General features: G+C 38.7%; 15 protein-coding genes. 6 read left to right on the plus strand and 9 right to left on the minus strand.

The genetic code is table 11. From position 1 onward, the window contains the following. Positions 1-217: 217 nt before the first annotated feature. From ACFIMG_RS07420 to ACFIMG_RS07435, 4 genes are all read left to right on the plus strand, one after another. Entirely contained in the window at positions 218-850 is a 633-nt protein-coding gene (locus ACFIMG_RS07420) for a shikimate kinase (protein WP_375606223.1), read from the plus strand. Next, complete coding sequence (gene aroB / locus ACFIMG_RS07425; protein ID WP_375620917.1) at positions 825-1,958, plus strand: 3-dehydroquinate synthase; 1,134 nt, start codon at positions 825-827, stop codon at positions 1,956-1,958. Before ACFIMG_RS07420 ends, aroB begins: the two co-directional genes overlap by 26 nt. 415 nt (positions 1,959-2,373) lie before the next feature. Next, positions 2,374-2,769: an MliC family protein gene (locus ACFIMG_RS07430; protein WP_375617422.1), complete on the plus strand. Its 396-nt coding sequence runs from the start codon at positions 2,374-2,376 to the stop codon at positions 2,767-2,769. Between the two features lie 17 nt (positions 2,770-2,786). Then, on the plus strand, positions 2,787-3,179 hold the full coding sequence (locus ACFIMG_RS07435) for an MliC family protein (RefSeq protein ID WP_375633929.1): 393 nt from the start codon (positions 2,787-2,789) through the stop codon (positions 3,177-3,179). A 16-nt stretch (positions 3,180-3,195) separates the two neighbouring features. Here the strand turns inward: ACFIMG_RS07435 and mnhG are convergent, their stop codons facing one another. The 7 genes from mnhG to ACFIMG_RS07470 form a co-directional block, all read right to left on the minus strand. Further along, positions 3,196-3,606, minus strand: a complete 411-nt coding sequence (mnhG, locus tag ACFIMG_RS07440; protein WP_375678882.1) for a monovalent cation/H(+) antiporter subunit G — start codon at positions 3,604-3,606, stop codon at positions 3,196-3,198. Next, entirely contained in the window at positions 3,603-3,884 is a 282-nt protein-coding gene (locus ACFIMG_RS07445) for a K+/H+ antiporter subunit F (protein WP_375678881.1), read from the minus strand. The genes mnhG and ACFIMG_RS07445 overlap by 4 nt, the downstream gene beginning before the upstream one ends. Further along, positions 3,881-4,366, minus strand: coding sequence for a Na+/H+ antiporter subunit E (locus ACFIMG_RS07450; protein ID WP_375612748.1), 486 nt, complete (start codon positions 4,364-4,366; stop codon positions 3,881-3,883). The genes ACFIMG_RS07445 and ACFIMG_RS07450 overlap by 4 nt, the downstream gene beginning before the upstream one ends. Next, positions 4,363-5,985 (minus strand): monovalent cation/H+ antiporter subunit D, encoded by a 1,623-nt coding sequence (locus tag ACFIMG_RS07455; protein WP_375678880.1) that lies wholly within the window; start codon positions 5,983-5,985, stop codon positions 4,363-4,365. The genes ACFIMG_RS07450 and ACFIMG_RS07455 overlap by 4 nt, the downstream gene beginning before the upstream one ends. Then, on the minus strand, positions 5,985-6,326 hold the full coding sequence (locus ACFIMG_RS07460; RefSeq protein WP_273790150.1) for a Na+/H+ antiporter subunit C: 342 nt from the start codon (positions 6,324-6,326) through the stop codon (positions 5,985-5,987). The genes ACFIMG_RS07455 and ACFIMG_RS07460 overlap by 1 nt, the downstream gene beginning before the upstream one ends. Further along, entirely contained in the window at positions 6,326-9,247 is a 2,922-nt protein-coding gene (locus tag ACFIMG_RS07465) for a monovalent cation/H+ antiporter subunit A (RefSeq protein WP_375678879.1), read from the minus strand. Before ACFIMG_RS07465 ends, ACFIMG_RS07460 begins: the two co-directional genes overlap by 1 nt. A 229-nt stretch (positions 9,248-9,476) precedes the next feature. Next, positions 9,477-9,974 (minus strand): BA14K family protein, encoded by a 498-nt coding sequence (locus tag ACFIMG_RS07470; protein ID WP_375628553.1) that lies wholly within the window; start codon positions 9,972-9,974, stop codon positions 9,477-9,479. A gap of 167 nt (positions 9,975-10,141) precedes the next feature. On the opposite strand from ACFIMG_RS07470, the gene ACFIMG_RS07475 reads away from it, so the two are divergent. Together ACFIMG_RS07475 and ACFIMG_RS07480 are read left to right on the plus strand one after the other, a co-directional pair. Further along, complete coding sequence (locus tag ACFIMG_RS07475) at positions 10,142-11,239, plus strand: carboxynorspermidine decarboxylase (protein ID WP_375678887.1); 1,098 nt, start codon at positions 10,142-10,144, stop codon at positions 11,237-11,239. A gap of 55 nt (positions 11,240-11,294) precedes the next feature. Beyond that, positions 11,295-12,533 carry a saccharopine dehydrogenase NADP-binding domain-containing protein gene (locus ACFIMG_RS07480; RefSeq protein WP_375678878.1) on the plus strand — a complete coding sequence of 413 codons (1,239 nt, stop codon included), beginning with the start codon at positions 11,295-11,297 and terminating at the stop codon, positions 12,531-12,533. A 1,137-nt stretch (positions 12,534-13,670) separates the two neighbouring features. Here ACFIMG_RS07480 and lpdA read toward each other — a convergent pair. Both lpdA and odhB read right to left on the minus strand, forming a co-directional pair. Next, positions 13,671-15,077: a dihydrolipoyl dehydrogenase gene (gene lpdA, locus ACFIMG_RS07485; protein WP_375678876.1), complete on the minus strand. Its 1,407-nt coding sequence runs from the start codon at positions 15,075-15,077 to the stop codon at positions 13,671-13,673. Positions 15,078-15,108: 31 nt separating this feature from the next. After that, the gene (gene odhB / locus ACFIMG_RS07490) at positions 15,109-16,320 is read right to left on the minus strand and encodes a 2-oxoglutarate dehydrogenase complex dihydrolipoyllysine-residue succinyltransferase (protein WP_375678875.1); all 1,212 of its coding nucleotides are present in this window, start codon (positions 16,318-16,320) and stop codon (positions 15,109-15,111) included. Positions 16,321-16,327 lie beyond the last annotated feature (7 nt).

The following is a 16,327-nucleotide window of genomic DNA, read 5'->3' on the forward strand; positions in this document are numbered from 1 at the left end:
AACATCAATGTACATATCCACAGTTACTGGTTCAACCCAAACCACAAGAGCACCCATTATAATGAAAAGAACAGAAAGCAAAATGAAAAGAATCATCAAAAATCTAGTCAATGTTGGCATAAGACAATAACCTACCCAAAAATATTCTATCTCGTATTATGCCTCACAAAGATTAACAGGAATTGACTTTAAGATGGATAAATGCCGAAATAAAGTTATGAAAAGCAATCGACAAAAACGCGTCCCCATAACACAAATAAAGAATCAGCTCTTATCGTCCCTTGATAAAAGAGCACTTGTCCTTGTTGGTCTTATGGGGGCAGGCAAATCAGTGATCGGAAAACGCGTCGCCACCATGCTTCGTTTACCTTTTTATGATTCTGACCAAGAAATTGAAAAAGCTGCACAAATGACAATCACGGAACTCTTTGAAATTTATGGTGAATCCGAATTTCGTGCTCTTGAACAGCGTGTTATTCTAAATCTCATGAAAAAAAGTCCCCTTGTTTTAGCAACAGGTGGTGGTGCCTACATAAATGAAAATATCCGAAAAGCCATTCACCAAAATGGTATATCCATATGGCTAAAAGTCGATCTTGATATCCTCATGCAACGTGTCTCAAAGCACCCAACACGTCCCCTGCTTCAAACAGCCAATCCTAAAGAAACCATGCAAAAACTCATGGAACAGCGTTATCCTATCTATGCAAAGGCAAACTTAACAATTAACAGTCATAAAGAAAGCCGTCATACCGTAGCACAAAATGTTATACGATCCGTACAGCACTACCTATACACAGAAATTAACAATAGGGATAACCAGCATGCAAACCAAAACCGTCACTGTTAAACTGGACAAACACTGTTACGATATCATCATTGGTCCGGGTCTGATTACACAAGCTGCTTCACAAATTAAACATGCTCTTAATAAAAAAGATCCTCATCAAACGCGCTTGGCACTTGTTACAGATACAAATGTTGCTTCCCTTCATTTGGAGATATTGCAAGCAGAATTAACAAAAAATAAAATTCATACTGTCCCTATTATTGTAGAAGCAGGAGAACAATCAAAATCATTTTCAACCCTGCAAGTTGTCATCGATCAAATTCTTGCTGCACGCTTAGAAAGAGGCGACTGTGTTATTGCTTTTGGCGGTGGTGTCATTGGTGATCTAGCAGGATTTGCGGCAAGTATAATCCGCCGTGGCATGAACTTCATTCAAATGCCCACAACGCTTCTTGCACAAATTGATTCCTCTGTTGGTGGAAAAACGGGAATCAATAGCCAATATGGCAAAAATCTTATTGGTGCCTTTTATCAACCACAATGCGTTATTGCTGACACGTGTCTTCTTGATACCCTGCCACCGCGCGAATTTCGCGCTGGCTACGCAGAAATAGTAAAATACGGTCTCATTAACCAACCTGACTTTTTTGAGTGGCTTGAAAAAAATGGGCAGAAAATTTTCTCTAATGGCCCTATGCGAACAGAGGCCATTGTTCGCTCATGCCAATTTAAAGCTGCCATTGTAGCACGTGACGAACATGAGAAAGGAGAGCGCGCACTCTTAAATCTCGGCCATACATTTGGACACATGCTTGAAACAGCAACCGCTTATGACTCCAACCGTTTAATCCATGGCGAAAGTGTAGCAATTGGGATGATTCTAGCTCATCAATTTTCTGCTCAATTAAATTTAATAAGCCCCACGCTTACACAACGCATTGAAGCGCACTTCAAATCTATAGGATTGCCTACACAATTAAAGGATATCCCAGGGTGTCTACCAGATGCTGAAACTTTAATGACTCTCATTGCCCAAGATAAAAAAGTTTCGCAAAACAATTTGACTTTCATCTTAACACGCGGACTTGGCCAATCATTTATTGCAAAAAATGTTTCACCAGATGCCGTTTTATCCTTTTTGGAACAAAAATTAACAGAAATTCGTTAATTCATATTGAATATAATTGATTCGTTTTTATACTTCTATTAAAGATTAACATGATGATGTCTGCGTAGCTCAGTAGGATAGAGCACAGGATTCCTAAAGAAATTGGGCACTTTGAGAAGAAATCCTCAAAGTGAATCTGCTCAAATTCGGGGAAAGCTTCATGGGCGACTATATGCCAATCCCGAGCCAAGTCTCTTTTCAAATGAGAGAAAGGTGTAGAGACTGAACGGGCAGCACCTAAAGAGCAAAAGCTTCAAGGTGAAGAGACAGTCCAGACCACAAACAGCCGATAAGGCTGGCGGTGAAAATCGAAGTGGTATGAATCCTGGGGTCGCAGGTTCGAATCCTGCCGTAGACACCATCGTATCAGTCAAATTATTCTTTGTGCACAATATTAGGAATATAGGGAAGCATCATGAAAAAAACTTTGCACATTTTAGGATTTTTCACCGCTTTAAGTTTATCACTCTTCAGCTCAAACAATAGCTTAGCTGGTTCTTTAATCATTGAAGTACCAGACAATCCAGAGCCCAAAACAGAGACCATTACCTATCAGTGTGATACTGAAACAGGTAAAGAGCGCGTAGAGGCAGTTTATCTTAATGCTGACAATATTTCGTTGGTTGATTTCAAATGGAACGGTGATCGTGTCATTGCTGCTAATGTCATCGCGGCAACAGGAGCAAAATTTGCAGGAGCTCAGTACATCTGGTGGGAAAAGAACAAAGAAGTCACGCTTTATGACCTTGCTCAGGATCCAGAAGAAAAAAAACCTATCCTATGTAAAGATGAGTCAACATTATTATTTTAAATAACACGGGAAATATTATGAAAAAAATTTCTTTTACTAAACAATTTTTCATTACTTTAAGTGTGTTCCTCCTCGGTTCAATTAATGCATTAGCAAGTTCTTTAGTCATTGAAGTACCAAATGATCCAGAACCAACAACAGAGACCGTCTCCTATCAATGCGACATGGGAACAAGCAAAGAGCATGTTGAGGCAACTTATCATAATGCTGGCAATATTGCGCTTGTTGATTTAAAATGGAACGGTAAGCGCATCGTTGGTTCTAATGTAATTGCCGCTTCTGGAGGAAAATATGTGGGTGGTCAATACATTTGGTGGATAACTAAAAATGAAGCCATATTTTACGATCTTATTAATGATCCAAAAGAAGAAAAGCCCATCCACTGTGTAGAAGAAAAAAGCACAGAATAAAGAAGGTTCTTACATTTCAAGAACCGCGCTGGCTCTCATCTCTTGATTTTCCTTCTGACGTGGGTAACTTTTCCTCCGTCTGGTGTAATAAAAGAGCCAGCGGTTTTTCTGACTGTTCTTCTGAATGATGTCGATAAGCTGCTGTATGTGAGAGCAACATAGAAGCTACCGGTGCTGTTAAAAATAAAAAAAACATTAGCAACACTTCATGAAAAACAAAATAATGGTCCACAAATATTGAATAAAGAAATGAAGAAATAAGAATACTACCAACGCCCCAACTCGTACATACTGAAAGCATATGCAAACGCTTATAAAAATTAGAAAAAAGCACCAAACCTATCGTTGCGATCAATGTCAATCCAGACCCTAATATTAAGAAAACTGTGATAGCAATAGCAACAACAAGCGATATATCATCTTTCATTCAATAATCTCCCCCCGCATAAGAAATTTCGCCAAAGCGATGCTTGAGACAGATCCCAACAATCCAATAATGAGAGCTGCGACAAAATAAGTGGTTGTTCCTGAACGAATATCGAATGTAAGAAACAAAAGAATAGTGGTTATATAAAGGGCATCCAAACCAACAATTCTATCCTGCGCCCGTGGACCACGAATCAACCGAAACAGCGCGAAAATCACCGCTAAACTTAAAAAAAACTGTGAAAAGAAAAGCCCCCAATAAAGAATCACCATATTCATAAAAAAATCTCCAAAAGCAATTGCTCATACCGTTGTTTGATCAACTGTTTGTAATCATATCCATTTTTTAAATTTAAGACATGAAGCAAAAGTTCACCCTTTTTACTATTATAGGCAACCCAAGCAGTTCCAGGGGTTGCCGAAAGGATACATGCTAAAATAGCCAAAGCAGTGCGATTATGAAGCAGAAGAGGTACTACAATAAAACCAGATTTCTGCTCTCGAGACCTTTTTGTTAAAACAAACCAAGCCACCGAAACATTTGAGAATATAGAATCTATAAATACTCGAAAAACGAGACGAAAAACCGCACTCCAGCTTTTAATAACAACCTTCTCCGGCTCCAGAAGCCGTATCATCCAACCACAAAACAAAGCGGTTAAAATCCCTAAAAGCAATTGCCCTAAACTAAAACCATTTAAAATAAGCCACATAAGGACAATGACACCACTGAAAAAAGGGGAAGGACAAAAACGATTCATTTACTTATCTCCCTATTTTCGAGAGAAAAATCCGTTAAAACGCTCCCAATATAGTTTTGAGGTTCATACAAAGTCTTAGCAGTTTCAGACATATAATGACTAACAGGACTGGCTACAATTGTTATAAGAAAACACAAAGCAAGGAGAACGGCAATAGGCGCAAATTCTATCACTTGCACACGAGGAATACGCCCTTCAAGAGAAACCCAAAAAGTTCGGATACCCGTTCGTGTCAATGCAATCAAAGCCGCAAAACCAGAGAGAGTGACAAAAACTACAAAAAGCCAATCTTGGTAAACCGGAAGAGAAGCAGAAAAATCCTCTCTACTGTGGTTTAAAATTGCCATGAACATCATAAATTTAGCAACAAAACCAGAAAAAGGCGGCAATCCAATAATCAAAATGGCACAGATACCAAAACAAGCTCCAAGAATTGCCAAGGTTACTGGAAAATAGATGCCAACTTCATCTTCTTCCTCCTCTTCATCGTCACCATACACCTCCATTGTGACAGCAAGAACATTAGCAGCCACATCTTGACAGCGTTCAACTAACTCTACCAAAAGAAAAAAAGCTCCCAGTGCTAAAGTTGAAGAAACAATATAAAAAAGTGCGCCTGCTGTCAGTGCTGTATTGCCTATCCCAATCGCAGCCAACAATGTACCAGAAGAGACAAGAACGCTATAAGCTGCCAAACGCACCAAAACTTGGCTCGCCAATACCCCAATAAAACCAACAATCATAGTGGCAAGCCCACCATAAAACAAAACCGTATGACCAAAATGGTTAAAATATTCACTTTCAGGACCAAACCATAGCAACGTTAAACGTAAAATAATATAAATACCAACCTTGCTCAAAAGTGCAAAAGAAGCTCCAACAGGCGCTGCTGCTGCACTGTAAGTTGGCACCAACCAAAAATTAAGCGGCCACATACCCGCTTTAAGCAAAAAAGCAATACCTAAAAGTGCAACACCTATTTCGAACAAAACAATATCTGTAGAAGATATATATTTTATTTTAACAGCCAAATCGGCCATATTAAGAGTACCAACGACTCCATAAATGAGCGCTATACCAACTAAAAAAAATAATGAAGCAACAAGATTAACCACAACATAATGCAACCCTGCACGCACGCGTGTCTGACCAGAACCATGCAAAGCAAGCCCATAGGAAGCCGTTAACATAACTTCAAAAAACACAAATAAATTAAATAAATCGCCAGTCAAAAAAGCACCATTTATCCCCACCATAAAAAATTGCATTAGTGACTGAAAATGAGAACCAGCTTTGTACCAATGAGCCCGCGCAAAAACCAACACGCTAGTCACCAACAAGCTGGAAAGTAAAAGCATCATAGCGCTTAAGCGATCAAGGACTAAAACAATTCCAAAAGAAGACGGCCAATTACCAAGTCGATAAACATCGCAAGCCGGTGCTATTTCAAGAGTACGTATAATCAATAAAATGGCAGTAACGACCAACAGTCCCGCAGAAGAAAGACTGATGAATGATTTAAGTCTTGCACGACGTTCATCATAAAAAAGAAGAAGTGCTCCAGTGATTAACGGCAAAAGAATAGGCAAAATAAGGAGATGATGTACTCCTATTTCCATTATTGCACCTCACGTCCATCAACGTGATCAGAACCCGTTAAACCACGTGAAACCAACAAGATAACTAAAAATAAAGCTGTTGTTGCAAAACCAATCACAATCGCAGTTAAAACCAAGGCTTGTGGAAGAGGATCGACATAATTAGCTGGATTAATAACAGTGGTAGGATCAACAATTGGAGCAGCATTACTACGCGGTCTACTCATTGAAAATATAAAAAGATTAACACCATAGGAGATCAAGGACAAACCAAGAATGACTTGAAAAGTACGTGGACGCAAAACAAGCCAAATACCTGATCCGACAAAAACACCGATACCCAAAGAAAGAACAATTTCCATTAATTTTCCTTCTCTTTTAAAATAGGTTTCTTACCGATTCGGTAACTCCGAATTGACTGGTGTGCAAGTGCAATTAAAATGAGAACAGTTGCTCCTAACACAAGAGAAAGCACACCAAAATCAAACAAAAAAGCAGATGCCATGGGAACTTTCCCAATTAACGGAAGATGAATATATCGAAAAAAGGATGTTAAAAAAGGATATCCAAAAAACCAAGAGCCCATCCCCGTTACGACTGACAATAATAAACCAAAGCCTATCCAACGCAAAGGTAAAACTCTCAAATGCGTTTCCACCCACCGAATATCGCGTGCAAGATATTGTAAAATAAATCCTATAGCCAAAGTAATACCACCGACAAATCCACCTCCTGGCAGATCATGCCCTCGCATGAATAAATAAATAGCAAAAGCGATAATAATTGGAAAGAGCCAACCCATAATAACAGCAGGAACAGCTAAATAATTCAATACTGTATCTCCCACATTTCGATTAGGCTGTGCTATATCAAAGGCTTTCTGGATACGTTGTTGAAAAGGCGCATCAATACTCTCAGGCGCAGGACGAAAACGTCGTAAGAGTGCAAAAACAGTAAGGGAAACAACACCCAAAACCACAATTTCTCCCATAGTATCAAAACCACGGAAATCAACCAATAACACATTCACAACATTGCGACCACCAGCATCTGAGTAAGTATGCGTTAGAAAAAAATCAGAAATCGTTGTACCTTGGGGACGTGTCATCACTGCAAAAGAAAGCCATGCCACACCAGCACCTCCTACAAGGGATATGATGAAATCACGGAAACGACGCAAGCGAACCCAAAAATGAACAGCAGCTGGCCCAGGGTCATGCAAACGTTTAGGCAACCACCGTAAACCAAGCAATAATAAAACGACTGTAACAACCTCAACAACCAATTGTGTTATTGCTAAATCAGGAGCAGAAAGCCATAAAAAGGTTGCACAAGTCATCAAACCAGCTCCCCCTAAAAGCATAAGTGAAGCAAGACGATGAAACTTTGCTCGCCAAGCAACTAAAAGCGCACATAATCCGCCAACCAGCCAAAGAGCGAGAAAAGGAATATCAAGTGGAAAAAGCGGTAATGTCCCCACTGGAATGAAACCATCGCACCAAAGTAAAAGACCAACAAAGGCAAAACAGACCCAAAAAATCCAATGCAATTGGATCTGCAAACGGCGTGTTGACAAAGCAGACTCCACCGCACGGGCCCATTTCCAAGAAATAATTACGAGAATGCGTTCAAAAATACGCGGTCCTTTTAAGTGACGGAAAAAAGGAGCCCCATCATCACAGGATAAAAAATAACGATGCCCAACAGCATAGAGCAATCCGCCCCCTAATAATGCAACAAAGCTCATCACTAATGGAGTGTTAAACCCATGCCAAACAGCCAAACTATAAGGAATTGTCATTGGTCCTAAAACAGACACGACCGCATTATCTAAAATAGGTCCTATTGTTAAATTAGGAAAAATACCAACCGCTAAACAAATAAACACCAAAAGCTCCATTGGCAAACGCATGAAATGCGGTGGTTCATGGGGAGTCTTGGGTAAATTGTCAGGCTTTGGTCCTAAAAAAACGCCATGAATAAAGCGTATAGAATAGGTCACACTAAACAGACTAGCTAGCGTTGCCACATAAGGCGCAATCCAATCGAGCCATGATTCCATATGCGTTTCAACAGCTTCAGCAAAAAACATCTCTTTCGATAAAAAACCATTCAACAAAGGAACCCCAGCCATCGCTGCACTCGCAACTAAAGCAAGAGTTGCTGTGATAGGCATAGAACGATAAAGCCCTGACAGTTTACGCATATCACGTGTTCCCGTCTCGTGATCAATAATGCCAGCAGCCATAAATAAAGAAGCTTTAAAAGTAGCATGATTGGCCATATGAAAGATCGCCGCAACACATGCAAGTGGACTACCAAGACTTAAAAGTGTTGTAATTAATCCAAGATGACTAATAGTCGAGTAAGCAAGCAGTCCTTTCAAGTCTTGCTGAAACATGGAAAAATAGGCACCTAGAAGAAGAGTTGAGAGTCCTGAAAAGCCAACCAGCCAAAACCAAGATTCTGTTCCAGAGAGCACAGGCCATAAACGAACAAGCAAAAACAATCCCGCTTTTACCATTGTTGCCGAATGCAAATAAGCCGATACGGGAGTTGGAGCAGCCATCGCGTTAGGTAGCCAAAAATGAAAGGGAAATTGCGCGCTTTTTGTTAACCCTCCCAATAAAATACAAATAAGGATAGGACTATAAAGAGAACTTGACCGGATCATATCTCCAGACTGTAGCACCTTATCCAAATCAAAACTGCCAACAGTATACCCAATCAATAAAACTCCAATAAAAAGAGCAAAGCCGCCAAAACCTGTGATCGTTAGAGCCATACGCGCACCCTCACGCGCACTTGCATTATGGTACCAATAGCCGATCAGCAAAAAAGAAAAAATACTGGTAAGTTCCCAGAAAACAACCAAAAAGATGAGATTACCTGATAAAACTATTCCTATCATTGATCCCATAAAGGCCAAAAAAAAGGAAAAAAAACGCGGTACAGAATCCGCTGGATCTATGTAATAACGTGAATAAATGACAACAAGCAGCCCAATCCCTGTAATAAGCAAGCAAAAAAGCCACGACAAACCATCTATGCGGAGAATCAAATCGCTTCCCCATTCTGGAAGCCAAGAAATATCTAAACGCACTATGTGGTTTCCGCGAACTTCCGGATAAAGCATTATTGTAAAAATAAGACAGAAAAGTGCGACAACCCCAGCAAACCACGCTTCATTATTTTTTGCTGTCGAACGAAAAAAGCCAATGACAGCACTTCCACCAAAGGGAAGCAAAACGAGCAATACCAACATTGCTTCCCGTGTTGTCATTCTTTAAACTCCATTTTACCTTAATATTTTGTCATCGACAAAACAAAAACTTATATTCTCACCCCCCATTCCACACTTAATGATAATAAGATTTAATAAAACTTAAAAGCATTTAAAATTTTTAAAAAAACAATGCTTGCATGAAAATACTGCGCACCACACAAGTCTTCTCTTTATTGTAAGAACAATACCGCTCACGACAAGAAGCAATTAAAATTTTATTTAATTTCTATCCTTTAAAAAAGCGTGATAAACACTGCCTACGCCCCCCATGAAAAGGCTGAAAACTATTATCATTTTTATTATAAGAGCGATAACGCGCAAGGCAAGATTCAATATGTTGTTTAAGCATCCATGGCTCTTTTTTTTCTAATTTTTCCGAAGAAGACGTTAAAAACACTTTTTTAGCATCTGGTACAACTTTTAATGATGCGCCTTTTGTGCTTAAGTGCGGTGATGTAACAAATGCCACTTCAGGATACCACCAATTATCACTGTATTTACGATAACCACGCCGATAATGACGATAACCTTTGAAACCATTAAGTTCTCTACGCCCCGTAAAAATCAGAGGCACCGAACTATCTTGGACAGAAGTCTGAGTAACCAGTTTGGCTTTAGCGTCACTTCTATTTTGCCCCCAATTAACAAGAGTGGTTGTTATAATGAAAAAACTGCTAACAAATACAAAAGCTAAAGCATAATATAATTTTTTTTTCATACTCATAACAAAAAACTCAACATAATAAACAACAGTAATTACAGAAAGCCTTTCTCTTGCTAGACAGAAACAGATTCTTTTCTTAAGATTCTTTTTTCTTGAGACATTCTGTTACTCTTTGTACTAAACGTCGATCTTGGCAATAAGATCCTTCAAAAAAGAATGAATAAATGATGATAAAAACCCCCTATTATCTTATAGACAAATCGAAACTCATCAAAAACATGCAAACAATTTCTCTTTTACGGGAAATGTCCGGAGCTAAAATTTTACTTGCTTTAAAATGTTTTGCCACATGGAGTGTTTTTGATTTAATGTCTGAGTTCATGGATGGAACCACATCATCATCCCTTTATGAACTACGTTTAGGAAGAGAAAAATTTGGCAAAGAAACCCATGCGTATTCAGTGGCTTGGGCAGATGATGAAATTGATGAAGCCTGTGGTTATGCAGATAAAATCATCTTTAATTCCATCCAACAGCTTCAACGCTTTTCTGATGCAACAAAAACCATTCAAAGAGGTTTAAGGTTAAACCCAGGAATGAGCGCATCAAATTTTGATCTTGCCAACCCCTCACGCCCTTTTAGCCGCTTAGGAGAAACAAACCAAAGCGCTATCAAAGAAGTTCTGCCTCTTATCAACGGATTGATGATCCATAACAATTGTGAAAATGCTGACTTTAATCTTTTTAACCAAATGCTTGGGTATATGGAAGAAAAATTTGCAGAACTTTTTTCTGCTGTTGACTGGATAAGCCTTGGCGGCGGAATCCATTTTACGGCTGAAAATTATCCTCTAGAAGCTTTCGCAAAACGCTTAAAACAATTTTCTAAAACTCATGGTGTCACTCTTTTTCTAGAACCAGGAGAAGCTGCTATTACCAAAAGCACCACATTAGAAGTCAGTGTTCTTGACACATTGTATAATGAAAAGAATCTAGCCATCGTTGATAGCTCAATTGAAGCACATATGCTCGATCTTCTCATTTATCGTGAAAATGCTAAATTAGAACCTAATCAAGGACCACACGAAATTATGATTTGTGGAAAATCTTGTCTTGCCGGCGATATTTTTGGAACATTTCAATTTCAAAAACCTCTTAAAATAGGCGATAGACTGTCTTTTCAGGATGCAGCAGGTTATACAATGGTTAAGAAAAACTGGTTTAATGGCGTTACAATGCCTGCTATTGTTCTCAAAGAGTGCGATGGTACATTAACACTTCAACGCCAATTCAGCTATAACGACTATCAGGAAAGCCTTTCATAAAGATAAACCATAAAAAACGTCATACAACAGTATTAAAAAGGGAGATGGACCTACAATGAAAAAAAATGTTCTCATTATTGGTGCCGGAGGTGTTGCACAAGTTGTTGCACACAAATGTGCTCAAAACAATGATATTCTTGGTGAAATTCATATTGCGTCACGAACACTCAAAAAATGTGAAGCCATCATTGCTTCTATTAAAGAAAAAAACACAATGAAAGAGCAAGGTGTTCTCAAAAGCCATTCGCTCAATGCCATGAATGTAGAAGAAACTATAAAGCTCATCCAAAAAACCAAATGCGAAATTGTCATTAATGTTGGTTCTGCCTTTCTTAATATGTCTGTTCTTTCAGCTTGTATTGAAACCAAATGCGCTTATATCGATACCGCAATTCATGAAGACCCATTGAAAATTTGTGAAACACCTCCTTGGTATGGCAATTATGAATGGCCTCGGCGTCCAGAATGTGAAAAAGCTGGTATAACCGCTATTTTAGGAGCAGGTTTTGACCCAGGTGTAGTGAATGCTTATGCAGCATTAGCGCGCGATGATTATTTTGATAAAATCACAGATATTGATATTATTGATATTAATGCCGGAAATCATGGACGTTGGTTTGCTACAAATTTTGATCCAGAAATTAACTTCCGTGAATTTACAGGACAAGTATGGTCATGGCAAAATAAAAAATGGACTTCCAATAAAATGTTTGAAATCAGCCATGAATGGGATCTTCCCGTTGTGGGAAAACAAAAAGCCTATATGACAGGACATGATGAAATTCATTCACTTTCCAAAAATCTTGATGTAGAGAATGTCCGTTTCTGGATGGGATTTGGTGATCGTTATATCACTGTTTTTACGGTTCTAAAAAATCTTGGTCTCTTATCTGAACAGCCCATTAAGACAGCAGAAGGACAAGAAGTCGTGCCCTTGAAAGTCGTAAAGGCCGTCTTACCCAACCCTTCCTCTCTCGCCCCAGACTACACAGGAAAAACCTGTATTGGAGATCTTATTAAAGGCGAAAAAGATGGAAAACCGAGAGAAATTTTTATCTATAATATAGCCGATCACAAACAAGCTTTTCATGAAACTGGGGCACAAGGCATTTCCTATACGGCTGGCGTACCAGCAGCGGCAACAGCTCTTCTTATTGCCACAGGTGAATGGGATGTTAAAACTATGGTCAATGTGGAAGAATTACCACCCCACCCTTTCCTTAAATATCTTGATCATATGGGGCTTCCCACTTTTATAAGAGAACAACAAGAGGATAAAAAATTACAATTTTAATACCTATAGAAAGCATATGCTTGATTTTTTAAGTTATCACAAAACTGCCCAATGAAAACAAACTTAATATTCTCGTGTAATTATGGTTTTCAAAAAAATTTTAGCTATTCGTTATATTTTGGCAACATTGCGATTTCTTAACAACCCTAAAGAAGAGACATAGCATCTTTTTAAGACATAGCGAGCAATGATCAAGAAAAACAGAGAAGAAAAAACTAATTTAATCACACTGTATAACTTGTCATTATCATCAAAAGATAGTGTCATAAACAAAAGATATAAAAATACCGCTCTTTTAAAGAAGAGCGGTATTTTGTAGAATATTCAATTCCTCGCCTCTTCATCTTAAATGACAAAGATCCTTAACCTACACCAATCATTAAACAATTCAATTTCTTTGAGTGAATTCCTTTTGACTTCCCTCTTCATATATAACGCTTTGATTTATAACAATAAATCATTATTTTCAACTTGATTCATAACGCTGAATACTGTAAAATTCTCTTAATCACAAACTCTCTCACATTGAAGTAATTAAAATCTTTTGTCTGCACATCACAAACAAAACGAGCGTGTGAGGTAAAATGATAAAAGAACAGAATAAAAATTCTCTTATGAAAACTCTCAATAATAAAGAGCTTTAGCAATATTGAGAACTGAAAAAGTGTATTATAATGCCAGCGTGTACTTTTACTAAACATAAAGATGATGGTGCACAATAGGTCTTATAACAGTTTGAATGAATTTCATATATTTCAAGAGGAACTTTTACAGCTATACCATTCACGAACACCCTCGCGAAGTAGATTTGGGCACTTTGAGAGATGTTTTCTTAACACAAAGCACGCAGATAGGCTCAGAATCCTATCTTAAATATTTTATAACAGTATAAAAACTACCCCATATATAAAACTTTACATAGACTAAACACCACCGCTCTAAACGATAGTGCACAACAGAATAATCAATCAAAACTGCACAACAGATATCTAAAACAGTAATTATCGAAAAGCATACAACAAATGGAATATTTCAATACAATTGGTTATATTTTTTTAAAGTTTTAAAATGTTGTTGCATGCTTCACTAATATTTTCTGCCTCATGTGCCTTTTAAAATGTACTTTTTAAAAGCTTTTTAAATATGAAGTGGTTTAGCAAATGTTGCCAAAGCTGCCTCACGCACGGCTTCTGATAAGGTAGGATGTGCATGGCAACAACGTCCCAGATCTTCTGATGAACCTCCAAATTCCATTAAAACTGCAATTTCATGGATCATTTCACCAGCACCAAATCCAAGAATATGCCCCCCTAATACCCGATCTGTTTTTTTATCAGAAAGGATTTTAACGAACCCATCACTCTTTTGCATTGCACGTGCACGACCATTGGCCATAAAAGGAAATTTGCCAACATTATATTCAATACCAGCAGTTTTTAGCTCTTCTTCTGTCCTTCCTACACTCGCAATTTCCGGCTGTGTATAAACAACACTAGGAATAACATCAAAATTAACATGCCCTTTTTGACCTGCCAAAATTTCTGCCACAGCAACGCCTTCTTCCTCTGCTTTATGTGCTAGCATTGGCCCTTTTACGACATCACCAATCGCATAAACTCCTGGAACATTCGTCTGCCAATGAGCATCAATTGCAATAAATCCGCGTTCATCTAACTGAACACCAGCCTCTTGTAATCCAAGCCCCTCTGTATAAGGAGAACGTCCAGTAGCAATAAGCACAACATCAGCCTCTAAAGTTTCAGATTCACCACCTTTGACAGATTCAAAGCTCACCTGAACCGTTGAGCCAGATTGTGTAACAGCTGTTACCTTTGCACCCGTTTTATATTCAATCCCCTGTTTTTCCATTAATTTCTGAAATTGCCGTGAAACTTCACCATCCATTGAGCCCAAAACTTTATTAAGATACTCAATAATGGTCACCTTAGCACCTAAACGGCTCCAAACTGATCCAAGTTCTGAACCAATGACACCAGCACCTACTACAATCATATGCGTTGGTACTTTTTCAAGTGAAAGAGCTCCCGTAGAAGAAACAATAGTCTTTTCATCAATTTCAACATTCACCCCTGGAATGCCTGAACTCTCTGAACCGGTAGCAATAATAATATTTTTTGTCTCAATTGTTTGTTTATTACCATCTCTGGCAACAACTTCCACATGACCCGCACTCAAAATTTTGGCTGTCCCAAAAAAAGTATCAACTTTATTTTTTTTCATCAAAAAAGAAACACCACTCGTATTGGCTGTCACCACAGCTTTCTTATGAACCATCATTTGTTCAAGATTAAGCTTAGATTTACCAATAGAAATACCAAGCGTTTCAAAACCATGCTGGGTTTCAGAAAACACTTCTGAAGCATGCAACAACGCTTTAGAAGGAATACAACCAACGTTGAGACATGTTCCTCCTAATGTTGTACGCTTTTCAATAATTGCTACTTTAAGTCCCAGTTGCGCCGCTTTTATTGCTGCTACATAACCACCTGGACCCGCTCCGATAACAGCCACATCATAAGACATCCGTTTCTCCTTTCATCCTGAAAACTGTATTTTACAAATCAAGAACAAGGCGTTCCGGATCTTCTAAGCTTTCCTTAACACGCACAAGGAAAGTCACAGCTTCTTGCCCATCCACAATACGGTGATCATAAGAAAGCGCTAAATACATCATGGGGCGGATCACAACTTGACCCTCAACAACCATTGCTCGCTCTTTAATCGCATGCATTCCCAAAATACCAGATTGTGGTGCATTCAAAATCGGTGTTGACATCAACGATCCATACACACCACCATTGGTAATGGTAAAAGTTCCGCCCTGCATATCAGAAACGGCTAATTTTCCATCACGCGCAAGACGCCCCAAACGACCAATCTCTTTTTCAATCTCTGCCAATGACATTTGTTCTGCATCTCGCACCACTGGAACAACAAGCCCTTTATCCGTTCCAACAGCAATTCCAACATTGACATAGTTTTTGTAAACAATATCTGTCCCATCAATCTCTGCATTAACAGCAGGAAGTTCTTTTAATGCATGACAAACAGCCTTGGTAAAAAAACCCATAAAACCAAGCTTAACACCATGTTTCTTTTCAAAAAGATCCTTATAACGCTTGCGCAAATCCATCACCGCTGACATATCAACCTCATTAAATGTGGTTAACATTGCTGCTACATTTTGTGCATCTTTAAGACGGCGAGCAATTGTTTGACGCAATTTCGTCATACGAACCCGCTCTTCACGTGTTTCTTGGACAGGAGTTGCCGAAGAACTCGTCGCAGAAGAAGAGGGTGTAGGAGTATTTGTACTTTGTTTTAATCCACCAAGAACATCTTCTTTAAGAATTTGTCCACGTTTTCCAGAACCTGAAATATCGCTTTTTGCAACATTATTTTCAGCCATCAATTTTGCTGCTGAAGGAGAAGGAGGCATTGCACTGCTCAAAGCAGGCTTCTCCGATTCAGATGAAGCCGCTGGAACAAGTGTAGCAGAAGGTGAAAGTGATTGGGAGATACCAGCTTCTCCAGCTTTCACCACTCCTAAAAGAGCATTTACTTCAACCGTATCGCCTTCTTTTGCAATGATTTCAGATAATTTCCCAGCAACAGGAGAAGGAACTTCAACGGTTACCTTATCAGTTTCTAATTCAACCAAAGGCTCATCCATAGCGACAGCTTCGCCAAGTTTTTTAAACCATTTGCCAACCGTTGCTTCGGTAACCGATTCGCCCAAAGTAGGAACACGAATTTCAGTAGTCATAATATTT

The sequence above is a fragment of the Bartonella sp. AP11XZML genome, from assembly GCF_042196445.1.
In the GTDB taxonomy this organism is placed as follows: Bacteria; Pseudomonadota; Alphaproteobacteria; order Rhizobiales; family Rhizobiaceae; genus Bartonella.

What these genes read in the sequence shown, in the direction of transcription:
- ACFIMG_RS07420 (WP_375606223.1), top strand. Translation starts at nt 218, where the DNA reads ATGAAAAGCAATCGACAAAAACGCGTCCCCATAACACAAATAAAGAAT.
- aroB (WP_375620917.1), top strand. Translation starts at nt 825, where the DNA reads ATGCAAACCAAAACCGTCACTGTTAAACTGGACAAACACTGTTACGAT.
- ACFIMG_RS07430 (WP_375617422.1), top strand. Translation starts at nt 2,374, where the DNA reads ATGAAAAAAACTTTGCACATTTTAGGATTTTTCACCGCTTTAAGTTTA.
- ACFIMG_RS07435 (WP_375633929.1), top strand. Translation starts at nt 2,787, where the DNA reads ATGAAAAAAATTTCTTTTACTAAACAATTTTTCATTACTTTAAGTGTG.
- mnhG (WP_375678882.1), bottom strand. Translation starts at nt 3,606, where the DNA reads ATGAAAGATGATATATCGCTTGTTGTTGCTATTGCTATCACAGTTTTC.
- ACFIMG_RS07445 (WP_375678881.1), bottom strand. Translation starts at nt 3,884, where the DNA reads ATGAATATGGTGATTCTTTATTGGGGGCTTTTCTTTTCACAGTTTTTT.
- ACFIMG_RS07450 (WP_375612748.1), bottom strand. Translation starts at nt 4,366, where the DNA reads ATGAATCGTTTTTGTCCTTCCCCTTTTTTCAGTGGTGTCATTGTCCTT.
- ACFIMG_RS07455 (WP_375678880.1), bottom strand. Translation starts at nt 5,985, where the DNA reads ATGGAAATAGGAGTACATCATCTCCTTATTTTGCCTATTCTTTTGCCG.
- ACFIMG_RS07460 (WP_273790150.1), bottom strand. Translation starts at nt 6,326, where the DNA reads ATGGAAATTGTTCTTTCTTTGGGTATCGGTGTTTTTGTCGGATCAGGT.
- ACFIMG_RS07465 (WP_375678879.1), bottom strand. Translation starts at nt 9,247, where the DNA reads ATGACAACACGGGAAGCAATGTTGGTATTGCTCGTTTTGCTTCCCTTT.
- ACFIMG_RS07470 (WP_375628553.1), bottom strand. Translation starts at nt 9,974, where the DNA reads ATGAGTATGAAAAAAAAATTATATTATGCTTTAGCTTTTGTATTTGTT.
- ACFIMG_RS07475 (WP_375678887.1), top strand. Translation starts at nt 10,142, where the DNA reads ATGATAAAAACCCCCTATTATCTTATAGACAAATCGAAACTCATCAAA.
- ACFIMG_RS07480 (WP_375678878.1), top strand. Translation starts at nt 11,295, where the DNA reads ATGAAAAAAAATGTTCTCATTATTGGTGCCGGAGGTGTTGCACAAGTT.
- lpdA (WP_375678876.1), bottom strand. Translation starts at nt 15,077, where the DNA reads ATGTCTTATGATGTGGCTGTTATCGGAGCGGGTCCAGGTGGTTATGTA.
- odhB (WP_375678875.1), bottom strand. Translation starts at nt 16,320, where the DNA reads ATGACTACTGAAATTCGTGTTCCTACTTTGGGCGAATCGGTTACCGAA.